Below are 23,654 nucleotides of genomic sequence, written 5' to 3' on the forward strand. Positions count from 1 at the left end.
TCGCCGTGTCCGTCAGAAGCGGACCCCGAGCCGAGGCCGCCATGCCAGGCGTGTGCGCACGGAATGGACTGCTCGTGTCGGCATCGGTCGGCGGATGGGCGTGCTCAGCGGTGACCGGCTCCAATAGCGCGCGGCTTCGACCGTCACGAGCACGAATGCGACCCACGTCACGTCGAAGGCGCGCAGCCACAGGGTTTCGATGAAATTATAGATCATGACGAACAAGGCGATGGATAGAAGGATCCACGCGCGCTTGAAATCATGCTTCATCACACGTCCGATCACATGAACGGTCGCAGCGAGAAACGCGAGGAGAAGGGCCAGGCCGACATAGCCCAGCTCGAGCATGGTGTCGTAGAAGCCATTGTGGGAATTCGGCATGCCCTTCACCCAGCCGGGTGCCTCGGTCACGCTTGGCGCGTCCGCTCCGACCAGCCAGAAGCTCTGATATCCCCACCCCAGAAGCGGCCGTTGTGCGATCTCCAGTTTTGAGAACGCCCATATGGTGGTCCGACCCGTGAAGCTGGAATCCCCTGTCAGCAGATAGGCGATCCGGTTCGTGCCAAAGCCCGCGAGCTCGCTCAGCACGATGTAGCCCAAGACCATTGTTGTGAGGATCAGCACCGGCGCGAGCCGGAACGTCCTGGCGACGAGAAGCACCAGGAGCGCGAGAGCCGGAGCCACGAGCGCAAGGCCAAGCGCCGTCTTGGAACTGGAGATGAAGATCAAGGTGACGGCGGCGAGCGCAACCACGAGCCCCGACGCCCGGCGATAACCGGGATAACGTAGCTCGTGGAGCGCCAGCAGAAGCGCGGTGGCGGCGAACTCGCCGAGCAGGTTCTTGCCAGAGAAATATCCCTGGTAGCCGATATCGACCAGCTGCGTGCCGTATTGCGCATAGGTCGCATAGCCGCCGGGGATCAACAGCACGTTCAGGATCACACCGATCGCAAAGCAGACGAACATCCCCCGCATGATGTCTGCCGTCGGATTCGACAGCAGGGCGGGCAGCACGATCGCGGTGAGGATCATCGCTTCCTGCGCGAAGCGGACGAAAGCGAGCTCGGGCTTGAGTGCCCATGTGACGCTGGCGCCGGCAAAACCGAAATAGGCGCAGAGACTGACGATGTTCGGCGGAACGGAGAGACGGCCGCCGCGCGCCAGGCGCTGTGCTGCAGCGATGATGGCAAGGGCCGCCAAAGCCGGCCAGAAGATCCGGTTCTCGATCCGGCTTTCGAGCAGGCCTTGAAGCCCGGGCGTTGGCGGGAAGTTGAAATAGATCAGTGGCTGGATCAGCGACGAATAGGCGAAGGCCGCGATCGGGATCAGCGCGCAGACGTCGAAGGCTGATGCCGACAGGCGCGGCCCGGCCGAAAGGTACGTCGTTGAAGGTCTGGGCATCTGCGCTCTGTCTGTTTGTCGGGACCGGACGCGGTCAAACCGGCCGGCCCGTCGTCCGCAAATATTATCCCGGGCCGCGATTAAATCAAATGGCAACGCGAAAATACCGAATAATCGTGACGTGTTGCTTGATGTCTGCCGGAAATGGCCGTCGCGCCCACAAATAAACCACATTAAATAAATCAGATCATTTAAAATTAAATGTTGAATTGAGTTCGTCCTCCTTCGGCGGAGGCCGTCGCCGGGGGCCACGCCATCCGGCAGCGCCGCGCTGCGGCGCAGATCCAGGGAGAGCGGTCGATGCTTACCACGCAGGAACGACAGGAGGCTTCGCGCTCCCATTATCGCGGGGGTCGCTCGGACGCCGGTCGCGACCGGCCCGAGGTCGACGCGCGCATGCCCGATCCCGCGGTCCCCGACGACCTGTCGCGCGACGTCTATTGCGTCCTCGGAATCCCCATCGATGCCATCGGGATGCGGGGCGTTCTGCGCCGCATCCGCGACGCCGCCCGATCCAGGACGCGATTTCTCATCTCGACTCCCAATCTCAACTTCCTGGTCACCAGCCAGTCGAACAGGAGCTTCAGGGACTCGCTGATCCTGAGCGACCTCTGCACCGTCGACGGCATGCCGGTGGTCTGGATCGCGCGCCTGATCGGAATCCCGATCAAGACCCGGACGGCCGGGGCCGATATCTTCGATGCGCTCAAATCGGATGCCGGCTCGGCGTCGTCCCTCAAGCTGTTCCTCTTCGGAGGTCCGGAAGGGGCCGCCGAGCGCGCCGCGCGGACTCTGAACAGCAACTCGGGCGGGCTTCGCTGCGTCGGCTGGTCGAACCCGGGTTACTGCTCCGCCGAGGAGATGAGCGGAGATCATATCATCGAGGAGATCAATGCCAGCGGGGCGGATTTCCTGGTCGCGTCCCTGAGCAGTCAGAAGGGGCAGTCCTGGCTCCAGCGCAACCATCAGCGCCTCGATATTCCGGTACGTGCCCATCTGGGCGCCGCGCTGAACTTCCAGGCTGGCACGGTGAAGCGCGCGCCGGGGTTCCTGCGCAGCGTGGGCCTGGAGTGGCTGTGGCGCATCAAGGAGGAGCCCTATCTCTGGCGTCGCTACTGGAACGACGGGACGGCGATGCTGCGGCTGCTGTTCAGCCGCGTGCTGCCATTCGTTGCGTGGACCTGGTGGATGCGGCGCACGCATGAGCGGGGCGAAGCCCTCACGATCACGCAGGACTACGGCTCGCGGGAGGTCACGCTCAGCCTCTCCGGACCTGCCGATGCGCGGCATGTGGACCGGGCCATTCCGGTGTTTCGGTCGGCGGTTGCGGTCCGCAAGCGCGTCAAGCTCGATTTCTCCAATGTCTGCGCCATCGATGCGCGGTTCCTCGGATTGCTGCTGATGCTGCGGAAGCAGCTGGAGGCCCAGGGGTGCATGGCGAGTTTCGTCGGCGTCTCTCCTCAGCTGGCCAGGATCTTCCGCTTCGGCGGCCTGGAATTGCAGTGAACGCCGGGATCGGCCGCCGGCGGCATCGTCCGCCAGCGCATTCCGGCGAGGTGGTGCCCCGGTTCGACGGGGCGAACTGACCGCACCCGGCGCCGATGCTGCAGCTGCTTGGCCCCCCGAGGGCGATTTTTCCGCGACGCAGTGTTGCCGCAATACGCTTGCTCGAATCCTCCCAGGCGGTTTAGCTCATCACTAACCATTCGCCGCTAGCCTCTCGCCACGGCCGAGGAGGCATGAAAACTGATGTGGGTGATCGCGCTTCATTTCGGGGCCGGTGCAGTCGCGGGAGCGATCTTCAACGTTCGCACCCTGATTGCACTCGTCGCCATCGTCGCCGTGGAGTGCCTCGCGGCTGCGGCCATGAGCGGCCTGTCAGCCGCGCTGTATTCGGTCGGTGGCCTGTTTGCCGTCCAGCTGGGCTACCTCTCTGGCATGTATCTGCGCAGCGTGCTCGAGCGCGCCGGGATCGCCCATCCTTCGATCCGGCCCGAGCATCAGCGCTGATCGCAAGCCCCCCGCGTCGACCGGTCGCCGCGCCGGCCCGTCTACTCGGCCATGACGCTCCCGTAACGGGCATAGTACCGGTGATTGTAGTAGTCGCCGAAATGGTTGGCATAGCGCTTCAGCGCCTTCATGTCGGTCTTGTTGAGCACGACACCGAGCAGGGCGTCATAGACGTTTGGCGCCGTGTTGAGCGCATGCTCGACGACGTCCGCCGGCGTGCGTCCCCATTCGACCACGAGCACGAAGCTGTCGAGCAGCCCCGAAATGGCGCGTGCGTCGGCGACCGGCGCCAGCGGCGGCAGATCGACGATGATGTAGTCGTAGGAAGCGCGCAGCTGCTCGAACAGCTTGCGCATCTGCTCATTGGCCAGGATGTCGCTGGTGTCGCGATGGGCGGCGCCCTTGCCGGGCAGGAAATCCAGCCGTGTCGCCGGGTCGGTCCAGACCGTCTCCTCCAGCAGCCGCGCCCCCGAGACGATGTCGGCGATCCCCGTGCCGGCGTCGGGAGCGAGGGTCGCAGAGAGCGACGGGTTTCTGAGGTCGCAATCGATGACGATGACGCGCTTGCCCGAGCTGGCGATCGACTGGGCGAGCGAGGCGGCGATCATCGACTTGCCTTCGTTGGGCAGCGCGGAGGTCAGGCCGAGCACTTTCCGCGCGGTCCGGTTTGGATCCTGATCGATCGCGACCTTCAGCGAACGGATCGATTCCGCGAAGCGTGAGGAGGGCATCGCCGATGCCGCCCAGCAGGCTCCGGTTCCCCGCGTCATCATGCGCCGGCTGCATTCGGCGTCGGCCTTGCCGGCAGCGCCCAGCGCAGCCTTGCTGGTGATCCTGTTCACCTCGCCTTGCCTGAGCAAGGGGACGACGGACAGGCAGGGCAGGCGCAGGCGGTCCTCGAGCTGATCGGTCGTTCGAAAGCTGCGATCTCGCAATTCCCTCAGCAGCCCGAGGCCGCCGCCGAATGCAAGGCCGCCAAACAAGCCGATCCCCAGCAGCACGAGGGATTTCGGCTTGATTTTCTTCTTCGGCGGCGTCGCCGCAGAAATGACGCGCGCCTTGGCGATCGGGAACGAGCCCTGCTGGACCGAGCCCATGTAACGCTGGAGGAAGGTATCGTAGAGGGCGCGGTATCCCTTCGCGCTGGTCTCGAGCTCGCGGATGCTGATCTCGGCGGCCATGGTATCCTGCGATCGGACCACCGCCTGGGCGAGCTGCTTTTCGACCTCCTGCTGCTGCTGCCTGGCCTCGGCGTAGTCGTGCTTGGCGACATCGGCGAGGCGCCGCACCTCGTCGAGGATGGCCTGGCGGATGCTCTTCATGGCGGCGCGGATATTGATGACGGCGAGATGGTCGCTGCCGTATTTGGCGGCGTATTCGTATTCCCGCTTGGCATTGTCGAGATATTGCTGGCGCAGGCTGTTGATGATCGCCGTGCTGTTGGAATTGCTGATCGAGAGCCCGTCGGGCGGATTGAGATTGCCGCTCAGCTCCGCCGGAGCGAAGTCCGATACGGCTGCGAAGCTGTCGACCGGCGAATCGGAAGTGCTCGAGGCCAGCATCTCGTCGAACCGGTTGAGCCGGGTCATCAGCGAGCTCGTGTGCGTGCGGGCGGCCACCAGCCGATTGGTCAGCTCGGTGATCTGCTGCTGGTCCACGAACCGGCCGTCAGCGGAAACGATGTTGTGCCGGCTCTTCAGGTCGTTCACCGCGCGCTCCGCCGAGGTCGCGTCGTTGCCGAGTTCCTGCAGCCGATCGTGCAGCCAGGCCGTGACCGTCCGCTGCTCGTTCGCTTCAGCCTTCAACTGCTGATCGAAATACTCCTTCACGATCGCATTGGCGATCATCGCGGCGCGCTGCGGGTCGCTGGCGGTGAAATCGACTTCGACGACGGTGCTGGTGCCGATCCTGAACGCGTTCATTCGACGCTGAAATTCCTCGAGCAGATCGTCCATGGACGGCGCGCTCGGTTCCGGCGTGGAGCTCACCAGCCGGCGGATGGCGCCCATGACGCCGTGCAGCGGGCTGGCCTTGCCGCTGAAGTCCGGATCGTCCGCCAGGTTCAGCTTGCTGATGACCGCCGTCGCGACCGACTTGGACTTCAGGATTTCGATCTGGGATTCCATGTCGAGCGGCGGGTCGTCCTGGACCGGCTGCGGCTGCAGGACCGGCGGCTTCGCGCTGCCGAGCATGATCTTCACGTCGGCCGAATAGGTCGGCGGCACGAGCTTCAGGACGGTGAAGCTCGCGACGAGGGAAACCACTGTCGTGATCGCGATCAGGAGATAGTGCCGGCGCAGGAAGCCCAGCGCCACGTCGAACGGGCCGGGTCCGGTCCGTTCCCAGCCATGGTCCTGCTGGGGATTATAGGCAACCGTGCTCGCGTTGGGATTGTGCAGCATGTCTTTGAAGCTTCATCGGTTGCGCTTCGGACGTCGGAGCCGTCCGGGTGCCTGCGAAAACAAGGATTTTGCTTTTTGGACCATTAAATCGTCTGTCGTACGATTTAATTTATATTAAATCTAATTTTGCCCATCAAGTGGCCTTTTGAAATTAAATAACGTGTATGGCGAAAGCGTGGGGGTGCGCGCTGCTCCGGCAAGGTCGGCGAGTTCGCCGTGCTGCGCCGGATCACGGTGTGGACGGCCACCGATCCGCTCGCCGGATTGCTGGGGTCGACGAGGCGAGGCCGAATTCAGCAGACGGCATCGGGGCGCCCGGCGTGACGCCGCGGCCTCGCGGCGCATTTGCGTCCGAGCTGTTCGGGTCGTTTCGCCCCCTTTTACAAGAGGGCGCGGGGAATGCCGGGCGCTGGCCGCACCCATGGCCCGCCTGCAGAAAAGAATGCAGGCGGCAGGAACCACAGGTTCAGCCGAGACATCCCGGCATTCCCCGCGCGGTGGTTGGGCGGCTTATACGTCCTCTCCCCGGGGACCGGCTGTCTTGCCCCCGTAACGGCCGGATCATCGTCACCGACCGCGTGGCCTCAGCGTCGGGAGGCCAGGACCCTACGATTTCGCCGGCGCGCCAAGCTCGTTCGTCTGCATGACCTTAGTCACGCTGCGAGCCGACACACCCACCGCATCCCACCCCGCGCGTCGTGACGATCGCGATGCGCCCCTCATGGCGAGGCGGGACGCGCCCAGACAACCATGAATTCCGAAAAAACGAAAGTGAAATCTTTTTGCGGTGAGGACTGGACATGGGTGATGTGACTGAGGCGACGAAGAAAACGCGTTTTTTGGCGCAACGCCCCTGGCCAGCGTTCCGCGTGGATATCAGCGGGCCGGCGGCGCAAACGGGAGCGCATGAGTCGCCCGTCGGGCAGGCGGTGACGACCAGCCGCTCGTCAGCGGCGCCGCGTCCGCGTTGATTTGCCTGGCTTCCGCCTGGAGGGACGTGGGGCCTTGCGGGATGCGGTCCGACGGTCATCTGCTGCATCCGGCAACATCTCCGCTGGCCTCGAAGCCCGCGACCGCACCAGCTCGGCGAACAAAACCGCGGAGCGCGGCTCGGGCTGGTTGCGGCGGACCAGCGTGATTTCGGCCTGCGGGGCGTGGATGAGGGGACGATAGACGACGCCGTCGGTCGACACCTGCGCCATCGAGCGCGGCACGATCGACACGCCGATGCCGGTGGCGACGAGGTTGACGACGGAGGTGAGCTGCGGCGCGACCTGCAGGATCTTGGGCGAGAAGCCGGCGGCCTGGCAGGCCGACACGATGCTGTCGAACAGCGCGCGGCCGTTCGGGCGCGGATACAGGATGAAGGCGTCGTCGGCGAGCGAGGCCAGCGACACGGATTTTCGTCCCGCCTGCTTGTGGCCGCTCGGCATCGCGACCACCAGCGGCTCGGCGACGGCGCGCTGCGACAGGAGGTGATCGACCTCGCCAGGTGCTGGACGCAGGAACGCGACATCGAGCCGGCCGGTGGCGAAGCGCTCGAGCAGGAAGCTGGTGGCTTCCTCGATCAGCTCGACCTCGACGTCCGGATAGGTGGTGCGGAAGTCGCGGATCGCGCCGGTGACGAACGGGTTGAACGAGGCCGAGGCGGTGAAGCCGATCCGCAGCAGCCCGAGCTCGCCGCGGCCGGCGCGGCGCGCCTTCTGCACGGCAGCCTCGGCCTCCGCCAGCACGGTGCGCGCGCTCGCGATCAGCACGCGTCCGGGCTCGGTCAAGGTGACGCCGCGCAGGCCGCGCTGGAACAGTGCGAAGCCGATCTCGTTCTCCACCGCCTTGATCTGCCGGCTCAGCGCCGGTTGCGCAATCCGCAGCCGCGCCGCCGCGCGGGTGAAGCTCGCCTCCTCGGCAACGGCGACGCAGTAGCGGAACAGGCGTAGTTCCATTGGGGGACTCCGAAGTAATTAGTCGGTTGTGTCGGCGTCTTGAAACGTCATGCTGTCGCGTAACGTCTCCGCGCGTCGTCCCGGCGAACGCCGGGACCCATACCGCGTAATCTCGCAGTGAGGCATGCGGGGAGAGGTCGAGCGTCACAACAACCCCATGTGGTTATGGGTCCCGGCGTTCGCCGGGACAACATCGGAGATTGGCGCGCGAGCCGGGCCGTTATCATTCGCCTGCATGCCTCCACCGGCGAGACCCATACCTCCAGGGTATGGAGAGGCTATCAATTATATATTGGACGGCAAGACCGGATCGGGCGCAGGGTCCGCCCCACAAAACAACCTGTCCGGGAGGAGACGGACCAAGCCGCACAAAGCGGGGGGGCGGGGCCATGTCGTATCGCGTTGCGGCATGGCCTTCCCCGCGCGGTGCCGCTCGCCGTCACCCCGTTGCGGTGGTCGTGCCATGAAGCCCCTGAAAGACATTCTGGTCGTCGCCTTCGAGCAGGCGGTTGCTGCGCCCTATTGCACGTCGCGGCTCGCCGATGCCGGTGCGCGGGTGATCAAGATCGAGCGCGCCGAAGGCGATTTCGCGCGGGGCTATGATGCGTCGGTCGGCGGACTGTCGAGCTATTTCGTCTGGCTCAATCGCGGCAAGCAGAGCCTGGTCGCGGACATCAAGAACGCCGATGATGCCGCGCTGCTGCACCGGATCATCGCGCGTGCCGACGTCGTCGTGCAGAACCTCGCGCCGGGCGCGGCGGCGCGCGCCGGCTTCGGCTCCGACGCGCTGCGCGCAAGCCATCCGCGCCTGATCACGGTCGACATTTCCGGCTACGGCGCCGGCAACGCCTATGCCGACATGAAGGCCTATGACCTGCTGGTGCAGGCCGAGAGCGGGCTCGCCAGCATCACCGGACATCCGGCCGGCCCCGGCCGGGTCGGCGTCTCCGTGTGCGACATCGCCTGCGGCATGGCCGCGCATGCCGCCGTGCTGGAAGCGCTGATCGCGCGGGGACAGACGGGCCGGGGCAGCGCGATCGAGACCGATCTGTTCGCCGGCATGGCCGACTGGATGAACGTGCCGCTGTTGTATGTCGAGGGCACCGGCCAGGCGCCGCAGCGCATGGGCCTCGCGCATCCCTCGATCTGTCCCTATGGCGCGTTCGCGACGTCGGACGGATCGCAGGTGCTGATCTCGATCCAGAACGAGCGCGAGTGGCGCAATTTCTGCCGAATTGTGATGACCGAGCCGGAGCTGCCAGATCATCCCGACTACGCTTCCAACAACGCCCGCGTCGCCAACCGCGCCGAGGTCGACGGCCACGTCGCTTCGGTGTTCGCGTCGATGACCCGCGATCAGGCGGCGTCGAAGCTGCGCGAGGCCGGCACGGCCTATGGCTTCGTCAACGGCGTCGCCGAGCTCGCGCAGCATCCGGCGCTGCGGCGGATCGCCATCGAGACCCCGAGCGGCACAGCTTCGATCATCGCGCCGCCGGCGCTGCGCGACGGCGCCATGCCGGCGCTTGGCCGCGTGCCCGGGATCGGCGAGCACAGCGCCGCGATCCGGGCCGAGTTTGCCGGGCAACACCAACCTGCAGAGTGACGTTCGAAAGTTCACAGAGACCTCGAGGGAGACTCGCCATGAGACCAACCATCGCCGCCTGCGTGACGGCACTCGCCGCCGCCACGATGTTGCTGACGACGCCGGCCCGCGCCGACGACAAGCCATTCCGGATCCTGGTCATCGACGACCTCACCGGCATCTATCAGGGCAATGGCGGCCCGAACACGGTGCTCGCCACGACGATGGCGGCGGAGGATTTCGGCGGCAAAGTGCTGGGCCGCAAGATCGAGGTGCTCTCGGTCAACCACCAGAACAAGCCTGACATCGCAGCCTCGCTGGCCGGTCGCTACATCGATCAGGAGGGCGTCAGCGCGCTGGTGCTCGGCGGCTCGAGCTCGGCCGGCCTCGCCGCGCAGGCGATCGCCAAGCAGCGCGGCATCACCACTTTGGTGACCGGCGGCTACGCCTCCAACTTCTCCGGCGACCAGTGCTCGCCCTACGGCACGCAATGGGCGCCGTCGACGGACGCGTTGTCCAACGCCGTCGCCAAGGGCCTGGTCGATGCCGGCGCCAGGAAATGGTTCTTCATCACCGCCGACTACGTGTTCGGCAAATCGCTCTCCGCCGATGCCTCCAAGGCGGTGGTTGCCGCTGGCGGCTCGGTGGTCGGCGAGGCCAAGCATCCGCTGGATTCGCCCGACATGGCCTCGCAGATCCTGCAGGCGCAGGGCTCCGGCGCCGACATCGTCGCGCTCGCCAATGCCGGTCCCGATCTCGTGACCACGATCAAGCAGGCGCGCGAGTTCGGCATGGGCGGCAAGCTCGCGGCGATGCTGGTGTTCACCAACAACGTCGTGTCGATGGGGCTCGATGTCGCGCAGGGCATGAAATTCCCGGTCGCGTTCTACTGGGACCAGAACGACGCATCGCGCGCCTGGGGCCAGCGCTTCATGGCCCGCAACGGCAAGCAGGTGCCGACCATGGGCCACGCGCTCGCTTACGTCGCCACCCAGCACTATTTGAAGTCCGTGCAGAAGGCCGGCACCGACGAGGCCAAGACGATCGCGAAGACCATTCGCGAGGTCGCGATCGACAATGCCATGATCTCCAATGCCAAGATCCAGGCCAACGGCCGCGTGGTGATGGACCTGATGATCGCGGAGGTGAAGACGCCGAAGGAGTCCAAGGACCCGGCGGCCGATCTGTACAAGATCCTCTACACCATCCCCGGCGGCAGCCTGTTCACGCCGGCCGAGAAGAGCGGCTGCCCGTCGCTGCTGTCGGAGTAAGGAGCGGTCATGCGCATTCTCACCAACACCACCAGCCCCTATGCGCGGATCGCGCGCATCGCGCTCGCCGAGAAGGGGTTCGATCTCGGCGGCACCGAGGTCGTCAACCCCTGGGTCGACGATGCCGACCTGCTCCGGCTCAATCCGGCCTCACGCGTGCCGACGCTCGAGCTCGACTCCGGCATTCCGCTGACCGAGAGCCTGCTGATCGTCACCTGGCTTGAGCGCAAGGTGCCGAGCCCGTCGCTGCTCGATGGCGATCTCGACCGCATCATCTCGCGGGCAGGCGCCGCGATGGGCGTGATCGACGCGATGGTCCACATCATGATCGGCGTGATGCAGATGGACCCGAACTGGGGCGAGACCCGCGTCGGGCTGAAGCGGCGGCGGACCATCATTTCCGGCCTCCGCTCGCTGGAGCAGGATCCGCCAGTGTATGGCGGCGGCACGCCGGATCTCTCAGTGATCCTCGCCGTGGTTGCTGTGGACTATGTGCGGTTGCGCTTCCCGGACGCGCCGTGGCGTGAGCCGACGCCAAAACTTGACGCGCTGCGCGAGGTGGTCGCGGCGCGGCCGGCCTTCGCAGCGACGCTGCCTTACGTCTGAAGGAGAGAGACATGACGCAAGCCAATCTGCTCGACGGCCGCACCATCGTCATCACCGGTGCCGCGACCGGCATCGGCCAGGCCTTCGCCGCCGGCTGCGCGGCGCACGGCGCCAACGTTGTCGTCGCGGACATGAACGCGGCCGATGAGACTGTCGCCCTGGTGGAGCGCGCCGGCGGCCGCGCGCTGCCCGTCCGCGTCGATGTCGCCGATGACAGCTCGGTGCGCGACATGGCGGCGGCGGCGATGAAGGCGTTCGGCCGCATCGACGGGCTGATCACCAACGCGGCCTATTTTCGCGAGGTCAAGCTGACGCCGTTCGAGGAGCTCGATCCCGCGGTGTGGGACCGCATCTTTGCCGTCAACGTCAAGGGGGTGTGGCACTGCTGCAAGGCGGTGGCGCCGGCCATGCGCGCGCAGAAGTCGGGCAGCATCGTCAACATCGCCTCGGTGGTCGCCGTCGCCGGCCAGCCCGGCTATCTGCATTATGTCGCGACCAAGGGGGCGGTGCTGGCGATGACCAAGGGCCTCGCCAAGGAAATGGGCCCGAACGGCGTGCGCGTCAACGTCATCGCGCCTGGCTTCGTCATCACCGATGCGACGCGCAACCGTCCGGTCGAATGGCAGCAGAGCTTTCTGAAGGCACGCGCCCTGTCGCGCGAGCAGAGGCCGGACGATCTCGTCGGCACAGCGCTCTATCTGCTGTCCGACCTCGCCGGCTTCGTCTCCGGGCAGACCATCGTCGTCGACGGCGGCCACATCATGCACTGACGATCACGACAACAAGCAAAGCCAAGGGAAGGGAAGCGCAGCGATGACCGAGCTGATCCTGCATCACTACGAGCTCTCGACGTTCTCGGAGAAGATCCGCGTGGCCTTCGGGCTGAAGAAGCTGGCGTGGCGCTCGGTCGATACGTCGCCGGCGCCGCCGCGGCCGCTGCTGATGCCGCTGACCGGCGGCTACCGGCGCATTCCGGTGCTGCAGGTCGGGGCCGACATCTATTGCGACACCAACATCATCCTGCCGGCGCTGCAGCGGCTGCATCCCGAGCCGACGTTCTATCCCGCCGGCAGCGAAGGGGTGGCGCGCGGACTGTCGTTCGCCTGGGAGCGTGCGATGTGGATTCCGACCATCGGCGTGATCTCGCATTTCATCGGCGACATGTTCCCGGCTGAGTTCATCAGGGATCGCAAGGAGGGTTATCTCGGCATCGACATCAGCAAGGCCGCGATGGCGCCGAGCCTGCCGCTGCATCTGCAGCATTTGCATGCGCAATATGCCTGGCTGAAGACCGCGCTCGTCGATCACAGGCCCTTCATCTTCGGCAATGCGCCGAGTGCGCTCGATCTGACCTGCTATCAGACCACGTTTTTGATGCGCAAGAACTGCCCGCCTGAGGTCGACAAGCTCGCGGGCCTGACGCCGCTGGTCGGCTGGTACGATCGCGTCGCCGCGCTCGGTCATGGCGCGCCGCAGCCGATGAGCGCGGAGGAGGCGTTTGCCGTGGCGAAGGCCGCGAGCCCGACGGCGCCGTCGCATCTGCCGGCTGATGGCGATCCGTCGGGGCTGCGCGCGGGCCAGAAGGTGACGGTGACGCCGGATGACAACGCGCGCGTTCCGGTCTCCGGCACCCTGGTTGCCGCCGATGCGAACGAAATCGTGATCCACCACAGGGACCAACACGCCGGCGATCTCCACATCCACTTCCCGCGTCTGGGCTTCGATGTGGTGGCGGCGTGATGATCGAGGTTTGAGCTCTTGTATTGCGGCGCGCTCAGCGCACCGGGTCGCACCCGAAGCAGGGCAATTGCATACGAAGAATATGGCGGTGGCGACAGGCATTGCCGTCAATGAGTTGCGCCGTCATGCCCGGGCTTGTCCCGGGCATCCACGTCGTTTTCCGGATGCCGACCGACGTGGATGGCCGGGACGGGCCCGGCCATGACGATGTGGAAAGAGACGAATACGAGACTTCGACTGCGGTGGCCGAGGAAGCGACGATCACCACGTCAAGACCAATGATCATCAAGGGAGAAGCACATGACATCCGAGACCAACAAGCAGATCTGCCGCGACTACTTCAAGGCGTTCCTGGCCCGCGATGCGGCGTGGATGGAGAAGCATGTGGCGAAGAGCTTCGTGCGCCACGATCCCGGGCTCGATTTCGAGGTGCGCGGGCCGGAGGGCGTGCTGCAGCTGCATGATGCGCTGATGCCGGCCTTTCCCGACATGAAGCTCGATCTCGAAGATCTCGTCGCCGAAGGCGACAAGGTGCTGGTGCGGCTGGTGATCCGCGCCACGCATGCCGGCCCGTTCGGCGCGATGGCGCCGACCGGCAAGCCGATCCGGGTCGCGGTGCTCGACCTGTTCCAGATCCGCGACGGCGTGCTGGTCGAGCACTGGGCGCAGCTCGACAATCTCGGCATGCTGAAGCAGCTCGGGGCGCTGGCGGCCTGACTGCGCGCTGACGCTACGGGCGGCTGGCGGTCAGTTGCTGCCGGTAGCGTTCGGCGTCCCAGTTGAGCAGCAGCTGCTCGTGGGCGCCCGAGAGGTAGCTGATCTCGGCCGAGAGCGGCAGGCGGCTGGTCACCAGCGCGAGGCAGCTCAGCATCGCCTCGGCGCCGGGGCTGGCATCTTTGCGGATGATGGCGCCGAGTCCCGGCACGAGCGCTGCGACGGGCGCGGGCAGGCCGTTTGCTTCGGCGCGCGCGAGCATCGTCGTGAGGCCCTCGCGGCCGTCGACGGTGGGCAAGCCCGGGCCGAGGAAGACGACGTGATCCGGATACAGCGAGCCGCCGGTCGCGATGGCGCGGCTGTAGGGATCGGTGGCGATGCCGTGGCATTCGGCATCCCCGGGCAGGCGATAATCGGTGCCGGCACACAGACGGCGCAAGGCCGCTTCGTCGGCCGCGGGCATCGCGCGCACCGGCAGCGCCAGCCGGGTCTCGACATCATGCACCAGCGCTTCCGCCTGATCGCAGGTCTCGGCGCCGACGACGAGGCCGTGATTGCCGAGGATCAGCACGTCGACGGTTTCTCGCGCGACGATCTCGTTCACCGCGCGCGCCAGCGGCAGTCCGGGATGGACGTAGTCGAGATGACGCCAGGCGAGCCCGGCAAGCCGCTCCGCAAAGGCGTCACGGGAGTCGCGGCGCGCCGCCCAGGCGATGGTGTTGACGGCGTGGACGTGCAGCACCACCCGGTGTGGCAGCAGCGCATGCAGCGAGGTCTCGATCGAGGCGCGCAACGGGCCGGGCCTCGCCAGCGGAATGCGCTCGTCGTCGTCAGCCAGCGCCTCGCGCGCCGCCGGCAGCAGCACCGGCACGAAGATGTCCTTGTCATTGGCATCGGAGAGCCAGGTGCCGGAGGCCTTCACCCAGAGAACATCATCGTCCTTGACCGATGAGTTGCCGCCGGCGCCCTGCACCAGCAGCATGTTGCGGCCGACGCGCGCCGACATTTCGCGCAACGCATGAAGATCTCCGGGCTCGCGCATCTCGCCGCTCCTCGTCACCAGCCCAACTGCTGCATCGTCCAGGTCGGCATGCGGCCAGCGGAGGCCGCGAGCTTGCGCGTCGCGGCCGCGAGGTCCGGCGCGCCGGCCAATGTCGTGCGATGAACGCCATCGGCGAGCAGCAGGGTCTGCAAGCCCGCGGCACGAGCACCGGCAACGTCGTGGTCGAGCGAGTCGCCGATCATCAGCACGCGGTGCGGATCGGGATTGCCGAGCAGCGTTAGCGCCGCGGCGAAGATCGGCTGATGCGGCTTGCCGACGAAGGTCACCGCGCCGCCGAGCCACTCATAGGCGCGGGCCAGCGTGCCGGGCGCGGGGACTAGGCCAGTCGCGCCGAACATCATCAGGTCGGGATTGGCGCAGATCATCGGCACCCGCCGCGCCGCTGCGCGCGTGAACTGGTCGCGCCAGAGGTCGGGCTCGGCGAGATTGTCATCGAGCCCGCCGAGCAGGATGAAATCGGCATCGCGGGTGTCGGTCACGATGACGAGGTCGAGCCCGTCGACCAGCGAGCAGTCACCGCCCCTGGTGATCAGGAAGCAGGCATTGCCGCAATCGGTGAAGGGCGCGCGCGTCCGGTCGCGCAAGCCGGTCCAGGTCACTTCGCCCGAGGTGAGAATGCCGTCATAGGCCGAGCGCGGCAGGCCGAGCCGGCCCAGACGCTCGGCGTTGGGGCCGGCGCGCTTGCCGGAGTTCGACAGCACGAGGATGTGCTTGCCGGCCTCGCCCAGCCTGACGACGCAATCCTGCGCCGCTGGAAACACGTTGCGGCCGTCATGCAAGGTGCCCCATTGGTCGAGCAGCACGTGATCGAACCGGTCGGCGATGGCGGAGAGGCCGCCGATCTCACAGGCTGCGGCGGTCATCGCGGCGGCCCCTGCAAGGCGAGCAGCGCGGTGCCGTAGCTCGCTTCGGTCTGCGCGGCGACGCTGACGGGCACGCCGATGATGCGTTCGCGGATGCGCGTCCAGGCATCGTTCTTCGCGCCGCCGCCGATGCTGATCACCCGCCGCAGCGACGGTGCGCCGAGTTCCTGCAGACGGCGATAGGCCAGCGCCTCGACGCCGGCGATGCCTTCGAGCAGCGCCTGGAAGTAAAGCTGATCCTCGGCCGGCCGGGGCGTGATCTTCGGCGCGAAAGCGAGATCGGCGATCGGGAAACGCTCGCCCGGTTTCGGCAGCGGGTAGTAGTCGAGGCCGGTCGGTTCGTCCGGGCGCAGCAGCGGTGTCATGCGGTCCATGTCGTCGGTGGAAAAATGTGCGAGCAGCGCGGCGCCGCCGGAGTTCGAGGCGCCGCCGGCAAGCCATTTGTCGCCGAGACGGTGCGAGTACACGCCCTGGCCGGCGGCGAAGATCGGCTGCGTCGCGATCAGCTTGACCACCAGCGTGGTGCCGAGCGAGGTCACGGCATCGCCGGGCTGATCGGCGCCGGTGGCGATGAAGGCCGCGACGCCATCGGTGGTGCCGGCGACGATGCGTGCCGACGGAGCGAGGCCGAGTGCGCGCGCGATCGACGGATCGATGTCGGCGAATGGCGTGCCCGGCACCAGAACGGCCGGCAGCACCTCCGGCGGGATGCCGAGCTTGTCGAGCCAGTCCGGCCAGCAGCGCTTGACCGGATCATAGCCGAGCTTGAGCGCGTTGTTCTCGTCGCTGCTGCCGTGCCGGCCGGCGAGGCGTCCGGCGATCCAGTCGGCCTGGTGCACCGCGCGGCGCGCGCCGCTCGTCGTGGCGAGCAAATGCAGCAGCTTGGCGAGCGCGCTGCTCGCACCATGCGCGCCGCTCTCGGGCGGCGCGACCGCGGCGATGCGCCGGGCCTCATCGACGGCGCGCGCGTCGTTGTACATCAGGCCAAGCGAGCAGGGACGTCCGTCGTCATCGATCAGCAGCAGCGTGCCAGACGTGCCGTCGACCGCGATGCGCGCGACGGCGCCGAGATCGACGCGCGCACCGAGCCTGCTGAGCGCCGCCGTCGTGGCCTGCCACCACAGTTCGGGATCCTGGTCGATGGCTGCGCCATCCTGACGCGGGGCGGCCAGCGGAACCGCGGCCGCAGCCTTGACGGCACCGCTGCCATCGACGGCGCAGGCGCGCACGCCGCTGGTTCCCACATCGATGCCGACAAACAATTGCGTCATGCGACCTCGTCTTCTCGTGCGCCGGCGAGCATGCCCCAGGCCCGTGCAACCCGTCACGCCCTGATGCGCTGCAGCACGTTTGGGGGATTGACGGCCGGATCGGCGTCTGCAATTTTTTGCAAGGTGTGAAGAATTTTGCAAGCAGGCATTCCCCACGTGACGACAGCTTCCGACAGGGCGCCCATGGTGGACGGCGAGGCCTCGCTGGCGACGCGCGCCGCGTGGCTGTATTTCGCGGCCGGGCTGACGCAGTCCGAGGTCGCCGACCGCCTCAACATCCAGAGCACCAAGGCGCACCGCCTGATCGCGCGCGCCAGCCGCGAGGGCATGATCCGGGTGTTCGTCGAAGGACCCGTCGCCGAATGCGTCGCGCTGGAGAATGCGCTGGCCGACCGCTACGGCCTCGATTTCTGCCGCGTTGCGCCCGATCTCGGCGAGGGCGACCTGCCGCTGAAGGCGCTGGCGCTGGAGGGCGCGAGCTTCCTGCGCCAGGTGTTGGAGCGCGGCGACGACAAGATCATCGGCGTCGGCCATGGCCGCACGCTCGCGGCCGTTGTGGCGCAACTGCCGCAGACGCCGGCGCGCGACGTGCAGTTCGTATCGCTGCTCGGCGGCCTCACGCGAAAGTTCGCGGCCAATCCGTTCGACGTGATTCATCGCCTTGCCGAGCGCACCGGCGCCGAGGCCTATCTGCTGCCGGTGCCGGTGTTCGCGAATTCGGTCGCCGACCGCGCCGTGCTGATGCAGCAGTTCGGCATCGCCGACGTGTTCGCGCTGGCGCAGCGCGCCTCGCTGCTGTTCGTCGGCATCGGCCAGATCCACGCCGACGGCTTCCTGGTGTCGAGCGGCATGATCAAGCCGGACGAGGTGGTCGAGCTGAAGCGCGCCGGCGCTTGCGCCGACCTGCTCGGGCATTTCTTCAATGCCAAGGGCGAGTTGCTCGATCTCGATCTGTCGGCGCGCGCCACCTCGATGGCCGCGAGCGATCTGAAAAAACACCGCATCGTCGCCATCGGCGGCGGCGAGGCGAAGATCACAGCCCTGCGCGCCGTGCTGCGCAGCGGCTTCCTGAACGGTCTCATCATCGATGAGGTGACCGCTCAGGCATTGGCTACCGACAAGCCGGAGAAAACATCCGGTCACTCTAAAAACAAAAGTCGGAAGGGCAGGTAACGCGACCAATTCAACCAATAAAATTGGGAGGGTAGAAATGTACGATCGCGAGAAGAATCTCTTTGCGTCCTACGCCGGCAAGCGCATCAGCCGGCGTGATCTGCTCGATGGCGCCGCCAAGCTCGGCATCGCCAGCGTCGCCGCCAATGCCGCCTTTGCCTCCGAAATGTCGAAGGCGATGGCCGCGGACTTCAACTGGAAGGCCCAGAGCGGCAAGACCGTCAAGCTGCTGCTGAACAAGCATCCTTACGTCGATGCGATGATCGGCGACATCGAGGCGTTCAAGAGCCTCACCGGCATGAACGTCACTTACGACATCTTTCCGGAGGACGTCTATTTCGACAAGGTGACGGCGGCGCTGTCATCGAAATCCGATCAGTACGACGCCTTCATGACCGGCGCCTACATGACCTGGACCTATGGTCCGGCGGGCTGGATCGAAGACCTCAATACCTACATCAAGGATCCTGCCAAGACCAACCCGGCGTTCGCCTGGGACGACGTGCTGCCGGGTCTGCGTTCGTCGACCGCCTGGGACGGCGTCGCCGGCTCCGAGCTCGGCTCCGGCAAGGCCAAGCAGTGGTGCATTCCGTGGGGCTACGAGCTCAACAACGTCACCTACAACCGCAACATCTTCAGCAAGGTCGGCGTCAAGCCGCCGGGTAATCTCGACGAGATGGTCGAGGTTGCCGCCAAGATCACCAAGGATGCCGGCGGTCCCTACGGCGTCGGCGTGCGCGGTTCGCGTTCCTGGGCCTCGATCCATCCCGGCTTCCTCTCGGCCTACGCGAATTTCGGCCAGAAGGACTTCGTGATGGAGAGCGGCAAGCTCAAGGCCGCGATGAACACCAAGGCCTCGAAGGACTTCCACGAAAAGTGGGTCAAGATGATCCAGGGCTCGGGTCCGAAGAACTGGTCGACCTACACCTGGTACCAGGTCGGCACCGATCTCGGCGCCGGCGCCTCCGGCATGATCTTCGACGCCGACATTCTCGGCTACTTCATGAACGGCGGCGAGAACAAGGAGCGCGGCAATCTCGGCTACGCGCCGTTCGCGGCCAATCCGGCCGCCAAGGCGCCGACGCCGAACGTCTGGATCTGGTCGCTGGCAATGTCGAGCTTCTCCAAGCAGAAGGACGCGGCCTGGACGTTCATGCAGTGGGCGGCCTCGGTCGAGCACGACCTGTTCGGTGCGCGCAAGATGGACTTCGTCAACCCCGTCCGCACCTCCGTGTGGAAGGACAGCGAATTCCGCGACCGTATCGCCAAATCCTATCCGGGCTATCTCGAGCAGCATGACCTCTCGGCGCCCGGAGCGAAGATCTACTTCACCGCGCAGCCGCTGTTCTTCGACCTCACCACCGAGTGGGCGGCGTCGCTGCAGAAGATGGTGGCCAAGGAGGTCAGCGTCGACGAGGGCCTCGACAAGCTGGCCGACAGCATCAACCGTCAGTTGAAGCAGGCCGGCCTCGGTTGAGTCCGGACGCGGCATCCTCCATGACCACCTGCCGGTCCGGGCGCTCCCCACAAGTGCCCGGACCGGCCCATCTTCCCGCGACGACGTGATCACGCCTGTCATGAGCATGGCCCAACTTGTCGAGACCCAGACAGCGCCGCGCCGCACGAAGCGCTGGCGCGGACGGCTGCTGCCGTATCTGTTGAGCTTGCCGGCGCTGCTGGTCTGCATCGCGATCCTCGTGCCGTTCGTGACGGCGGCGATCTATTCGCTGCAGCGCTACCGGCTCAATCTGCCTTATCTGCGCGGCTTCATCGGCCTCGACAACTACATCGATTTCCTGTCCGACCCCGCGTTCTGGAACACGCTGCGGATCTCGCTCGTCTACACCGCGGTGACCGTGATTGCCGAGCTGCTGCTCGGGCTCGGCATCGCGCTGCTGCTGCGGCGGCCGACGCGCTTCCACAATGCCGTCTCGATCATGCTGCTGCTGCCGCTGATGACGGCGCCGGCGATCGCAGCGCTGATGTGGAAGCTGATGACCAATCCGAGCTTCGGCATCCTGTCCTATCTGGTCGGCCTGCTCGGCGTGCACGATTTCAAATGGGCGTCCGATCCCTCGACCGCGCTGTTCACCGTGGTCCTGGTCGACGTCTGGGTCTACACGCCCTTCATCATGATCCTGCTGCTGGCCGGCCTGCGCTCGCTGCCGCGGCAGCCGTTCGAGGCGGCGGCGCTCGACGGCGTGCCGGCGAGCTTCGTGTTCTTCCGCATCACCTTGCCGATGCTCGCGCCCTATATCATCACGGCGTCGCTGTTCCGGCTGCTCGATTCCATCCAGCAGTTCGATATCGTCTATGCGATGACACAAGGAGGGCCCGGCGACCGGCTGATGGTGTTCCAGGTGCAGGCCTATCTGGAATTCTTCCAATACACCAATGTCGGGCGCTCGGCGGCGCTGCTGATGATCCTGTGGCTGATCACCAACATCCTGTCGAACATCTTCATCAAGAACTGGCTGCGGCTGCGCGCGCGCGCTCATGGTCACGCCTGAGGGAGGGGCATGATGGATCACTCCAGTCTGGCAGGGCGCATCTTCCGGGGCATCGCGCTGGCGCTTGTGCTCGTGTTCTTCATGTTTCCGATCGTCTGGATCCTGCTGATGTCGTTCCAGAGCAACGAGCAGATCCTGCGGATCCCGCCGCGCCTCCTGTTCGAGCCGACGCTCGCCAATTACGAGGCGCTGATCTCCGGCCAGCTCAAGACCGCCGCCGGCAATCTGCAGCTCACCTTCATGCGCAATCTGATGAACAGCTTCATCCTGTCCAGCGCCTCGGTGATCCTGGCGCTGCTGCTCGGCGTGCCCGCGGCCTATGCGTTTGCGCGCTTCAAGTTCAAGCTCGGCGAGACCATCGCCTTCACGCTGCTGTCGTTCCGCTTCGCGCCGCCGCTCCTGGTGCTGTTGCCGCTGTCGCTCTACTACCAGCAGCTCGGGCTGAACGACACGTATTTCGGCATCGTCTGGGTCTACCAGCTGATCGCGCTGCCGCTGATCCTGTGGATCGTGCGCGGCTATTTCGAGGATATCAGCCCGGATATCGAGCATGCCTATCGGCTCGCCGGCCATTCCTGGCGTGAGGCGTTCACGCGGATCGCGGTGCCGCTGGCGGGGCCGGGCATTGCGGCGGCCGGCCTCCTGTCCTTCATCTTCTGCTGGAACAATTTCGTCTTCGCGTTGATCCTGGCCTCGGCCGACAAGCAGCCGGTGACCGTTGGCGCACTGGCCTTCGTGACGGCATCGGGCATCCAGTACGGGCAGATCGCCGCGGCGATCGTGCTGTCGGTGACGCCGACCCTGCTGCTTGCGCTTTATGCGCAGCGCTATCTGGTCGAAGGCCTGTCGCTTGGTGCAGTCAAGGGTTGAGGAAGTATGGCGCGTCTCGAACTCACATCCGTCGACAAGAGCTTTGGCGCCGTCAGCTGCGCCAAGGGCGTGTCGCTGACGGTCGAGCCCGGCGAGATCGTCGCGGTGTTCGGCCCATCCGGCAGCGGCAAGACCGTGCTGCTGCGGATGATCGCCGGCATGTTCGAGCCTGACGGTGGCGACATCCTGGTCGGCGGCCGCTCGATCGTGGATGCGCCGCCGGAGCAGCGCGGCATCGGCATGGCGTTCCAGAACTTTGCGCTATTCCCGCACATGAGCGCGCGCGACAACATCGCGAGCGGGTTGCGCGCGACGGGCGCGGCCGATATCGCCACCAAGGTCGCGGCGATGAGCCGGCTGTTGAAGATCGAGCATGTGCTCGGCCACAGGCCGCGCGAGCTCTCCAATGGCCAGAAGCAGCGGACGGCGCTGGCGCGCGCGCTGATCGGCAATCCCGAGGTACTGCTGCTCGACGATCCCCTGCGCAATGTCGATGCCAAGCTGCGCTACGAGATGCGGCTGGAACTGCCAAGCCTGTTGCGGCGCAGCTCGGCGGCGGTGCTCTATGTCACGCAGGATTATCGCGAGGCCATGGCGATCGCCGATCGGATCGCGGTGCTGATCAATGGCCGCCTCGTGCAGGTGGCGCGTCCGGAAGAAATCTACGCGCGGCCCGCGTCGGTGGCGGTGGCGCGGCTGTTCGGCGATCCCAGCATCAATCTCTCGGAGGTCACGCCTGTCGTGGAGCAGGGCCGGCTGACGGCAGCCGTGGCCGGGACGCTGATCCGGCTCGATGCGGGCGAACTGTCGTCTGCCATGCGGGAGCGCTGCTGGCTCGGCGTCCGGCCTGGCGATGTGGTGGTGACCCGTCACGGTGGCGAGGGCGCGATCCCGGCACGGATCGTCGCGGTCACGCCGATCCATGAGCGCGCCGTCGTGCTGCTGCGCTTCGCCGATGGCTCGGAATGGCTGGCGGCCCTGGCGCCCGAGGCGCTCGAGGCCGGCGCCGACGATGACGTGTTCGTGCGGTTTGCGCCTGAGGCGGCGCTGTTGTTCGACCATGCGAGCGGAGACCGTATCGGTCTGTCGCCGCGGCGGCAGGCGGCGTGAGGATCTGACATGGGCATGCTTGAGATCCGTAGCGTCGACAAGCTCTATCACAGCCGTGGCAAGCCTCCGGTCCATGCCGTCCGCGCGCTCGACATGGAGGTGAAGCAGGGCGAGATCGTTGCGCTGCTTGGCTCGTCCGGCTGCGGCAAGACGTCGACCTTGCGCATGATCGCCGGCTTCGAGAGCGTGAGTGCCGGCTCGATCGCGCTGGCGCAGCGGCCGATCCATGATCTGCCGCCGGCCAAGCGCAAGGTGGCGATGGCGTTCGAAGGCTACTCGCTGTATCCGCCGCTGACGGTGCGCGAGAACATCGGCTTCGCGCTCAAGGCGCAGCAGCTGTCGCGGGCCGAGATCGCGCAGCGCGTCGACAGCATCGCCCGCCTGGTCGAGATCGAGGACATCCTCGATCATCATCCGCGCGCGCTCTCGGGCGGACAGCAGCAGCGCGTCTCGCTGGCGCGTGCGCTGGTGCGTGACGCCGACCTCTATCTGCTCGACGAGCCGATGGGGCAATTGGAACCGCAGCTCCGCGCGGTGCTGCGCGGTCGCATCAAGGGCCTGCTCGCCGAGCGCGGCATGACGGCGATCTTCGTCACCCATGACCAGACCGAGGCGAGCGCGCTCGCCGACCGCATCGCGGTCATGGAGGACGGCGTGCTGCAGCAGTTCGGCAGCGAGCGGGAATTGAAGAACCGGCCGGCCAATCTGTTCGTCGCAAGCTTCATCGGCGAGCCGCCGATGAATCTGCTGGACATGGCGGTGGCGCAGGAAGAGGGCGGCTTCCGCCTGTCGGTTGGCTCCGATCTGGCGTTCCATATTTCGCGGCAGACGCTCGACGTCACCGGACAACAGGCGCTGGTGCAGGCCGAACGCACCAAGGTCGGCATCCGGCCGCAGCGGATCGCGATCGGCAGCGGCGAGGCGCGGCTGCGAATCGTCTCCAACCAGTGGCTCGGCGACCAGTCGCATGTTGCCGGCGAGTGCGCCGGGCATCTGCTGGTCGCCGTGACGTCCGGCAAGATCGCAGCAAGGCCCGGCGACATCGTGCCGTGCGCACTGGAGGCGCGCAATCTCCACATCTTCGGCGCTGACGGCGTCTGCGTCCGCCATGCGGAGGCGCGCTGA

20 protein-coding genes are annotated in these 23,654 nt (G+C 66.3%); 14 read left to right on the forward strand and 6 right to left on the reverse strand.

Going from position 1 to position 23,654, the window contains the following annotated elements:
* Positions 1 to 12: 12 nt before the first annotated feature.
* The gene (locus QQL87_RS24385; protein ID WP_284421297.1) at positions 13 to 1,743 is read right to left on the reverse strand and encodes an O-antigen ligase family protein; all 1,731 of its coding nucleotides are present in this window, start codon (positions 1,741 to 1,743) and stop codon (positions 13 to 15) included.
* 54 nt (positions 1,744 to 1,797) lie between these two features.
* Here QQL87_RS24385 and QQL87_RS24390 point away from each other — a divergent pair, with 54 nt between their 5' ends.
* On the forward strand, positions 1,798 to 2,907 hold the full coding sequence (locus QQL87_RS24390; RefSeq protein WP_502871211.1) for a WecB/TagA/CpsF family glycosyltransferase: 1,110 nt from the start codon (positions 1,798 to 1,800) through the stop codon (positions 2,905 to 2,907).
* A gap of 243 nt (positions 2,908 to 3,150) precedes the next feature.
* A complete protein-coding gene (locus QQL87_RS24395) occupies positions 3,151 to 3,411 on the forward strand; it encodes a hypothetical protein (RefSeq protein WP_284421298.1) in 261 nt (86 codons plus the stop codon).
* A 41-nt stretch (positions 3,412 to 3,452) separates the two neighbouring features.
* On the opposite strand, the gene QQL87_RS24400 is transcribed toward QQL87_RS24395, so the two are convergent.
* Positions 3,453 to 5,813, reverse strand: coding sequence for a polysaccharide biosynthesis tyrosine autokinase (locus QQL87_RS24400; RefSeq protein WP_284421299.1), 2,361 nt, complete (start codon positions 5,811 to 5,813; stop codon positions 3,453 to 3,455).
* Positions 5,814 to 6,760: 947 nt separating this feature from the next.
* Positions 6,761 to 7,756 carry a LysR family transcriptional regulator gene (locus QQL87_RS24405; RefSeq protein ID WP_284421300.1) on the reverse strand — a complete coding sequence of 332 codons (996 nt, stop codon included), beginning with the start codon at positions 7,754 to 7,756 and terminating at the stop codon, positions 6,761 to 6,763.
* A 463-nt stretch (positions 7,757 to 8,219) separates the two neighbouring features.
* Between QQL87_RS24405 and QQL87_RS24410 the strand changes: the two genes are divergently transcribed.
* From QQL87_RS24410 to QQL87_RS24435, 6 genes are all read left to right on the forward strand, one after another.
* Positions 8,220 to 9,359, forward strand: coding sequence for a CaiB/BaiF CoA transferase family protein (locus QQL87_RS24410; protein WP_284421301.1), 1,140 nt, complete (start codon positions 8,220 to 8,222; stop codon positions 9,357 to 9,359).
* Between the two features lie 38 nt (positions 9,360 to 9,397).
* Complete coding sequence (locus QQL87_RS24415; RefSeq protein ID WP_284421302.1) at positions 9,398 to 10,609, forward strand: ABC transporter substrate-binding protein; 1,212 nt, start codon at positions 9,398 to 9,400, stop codon at positions 10,607 to 10,609.
* Positions 10,610 to 10,618: 9 nt separating this feature from the next.
* Positions 10,619 to 11,215 (forward strand): glutathione S-transferase family protein, encoded by a 597-nt coding sequence (locus QQL87_RS24420; RefSeq protein ID WP_284421303.1) that lies wholly within the window; start codon positions 10,619 to 10,621, stop codon positions 11,213 to 11,215.
* An 11-nt stretch (positions 11,216 to 11,226) separates the two neighbouring features.
* The gene (locus tag QQL87_RS24425) at positions 11,227 to 11,985 is read left to right on the forward strand and encodes an SDR family NAD(P)-dependent oxidoreductase (protein WP_284421304.1); all 759 of its coding nucleotides are present in this window, start codon (positions 11,227 to 11,229) and stop codon (positions 11,983 to 11,985) included.
* A gap of 43 nt (positions 11,986 to 12,028) precedes the next feature.
* Positions 12,029 to 12,955 carry a glutathione S-transferase family protein gene (locus QQL87_RS24430; RefSeq protein ID WP_284421305.1) on the forward strand — a complete coding sequence of 309 codons (927 nt, stop codon included), beginning with the start codon at positions 12,029 to 12,031 and terminating at the stop codon, positions 12,953 to 12,955.
* Between the two features lie 300 nt (positions 12,956 to 13,255).
* Positions 13,256 to 13,672: an ester cyclase gene (locus tag QQL87_RS24435; protein WP_284421306.1), complete on the forward strand. Its 417-nt coding sequence runs from the start codon at positions 13,256 to 13,258 to the stop codon at positions 13,670 to 13,672.
* A gap of 13 nt (positions 13,673 to 13,685) precedes the next feature.
* Here the strand turns inward: QQL87_RS24435 and QQL87_RS24440 are convergent, their stop codons facing one another.
* The 3 genes from QQL87_RS24440 to QQL87_RS24450 are packed head-to-tail and all read right to left on the reverse strand — an operon-like array spanning position 13,686 to position 16,866.
* Positions 13,686 to 14,711 carry a class II aldolase/adducin family protein gene (locus tag QQL87_RS24440; RefSeq protein WP_284421307.1) on the reverse strand — a complete coding sequence of 342 codons (1,026 nt, stop codon included), beginning with the start codon at positions 14,709 to 14,711 and terminating at the stop codon, positions 13,686 to 13,688.
* A gap of 14 nt (positions 14,712 to 14,725) precedes the next feature.
* Entirely contained in the window at positions 14,726 to 15,595 is an 870-nt protein-coding gene (locus QQL87_RS24445; protein WP_284421308.1) for a TIGR01459 family HAD-type hydrolase, read from the reverse strand.
* The gene (locus tag QQL87_RS24450; RefSeq protein WP_284421309.1) at positions 15,592 to 16,866 is read right to left on the reverse strand and encodes an FGGY-family carbohydrate kinase; all 1,275 of its coding nucleotides are present in this window, start codon (positions 16,864 to 16,866) and stop codon (positions 15,592 to 15,594) included. The genes QQL87_RS24445 and QQL87_RS24450 overlap by 4 nt, the downstream gene beginning before the upstream one ends.
* A gap of 183 nt (positions 16,867 to 17,049) precedes the next feature.
* On the opposite strand from QQL87_RS24450, the gene QQL87_RS24455 reads away from it, so the two are divergent.
* From QQL87_RS24455 to QQL87_RS24480, 6 genes are all read left to right on the forward strand, one after another.
* A complete protein-coding gene (locus QQL87_RS24455) occupies positions 17,050 to 18,039 on the forward strand; it encodes a sugar-binding transcriptional regulator (RefSeq protein ID WP_284421393.1) in 990 nt (329 codons plus the stop codon).
* A 37-nt stretch (positions 18,040 to 18,076) separates the two neighbouring features.
* Entirely contained in the window at positions 18,077 to 19,516 is a 1,440-nt protein-coding gene (locus QQL87_RS24460; RefSeq protein ID WP_284421311.1) for an extracellular solute-binding protein, read from the forward strand.
* Positions 19,517 to 19,622: 106 nt separating this feature from the next.
* Positions 19,623 to 20,549 (forward strand): carbohydrate ABC transporter permease, encoded by a 927-nt coding sequence (locus QQL87_RS24465; RefSeq protein WP_284421394.1) that lies wholly within the window; start codon positions 19,623 to 19,625, stop codon positions 20,547 to 20,549.
* Between the two features lie 12 nt (positions 20,550 to 20,561).
* Positions 20,562 to 21,419 (forward strand): carbohydrate ABC transporter permease, encoded by an 858-nt coding sequence (locus tag QQL87_RS24470; RefSeq protein WP_284421312.1) that lies wholly within the window; start codon positions 20,562 to 20,564, stop codon positions 21,417 to 21,419.
* 6 nt (positions 21,420 to 21,425) lie between these two features.
* Positions 21,426 to 22,529, forward strand: a complete 1,104-nt coding sequence (locus tag QQL87_RS24475) for an ABC transporter ATP-binding protein (protein WP_284421313.1) — start codon at positions 21,426 to 21,428, stop codon at positions 22,527 to 22,529.
* Between the two features lie 15 nt (positions 22,530 to 22,544).
* Positions 22,545 to 23,654, forward strand: a complete 1,110-nt coding sequence (locus tag QQL87_RS24480) for an ABC transporter ATP-binding protein (RefSeq protein ID WP_284421314.1) — start codon at positions 22,545 to 22,547, stop codon at positions 23,652 to 23,654.

The organism is Bradyrhizobium sp. SSBR45G (genome assembly GCF_030159255.1).
Lineage (GTDB): Bacteria > Pseudomonadota > Alphaproteobacteria > Rhizobiales > Xanthobacteraceae > Bradyrhizobium.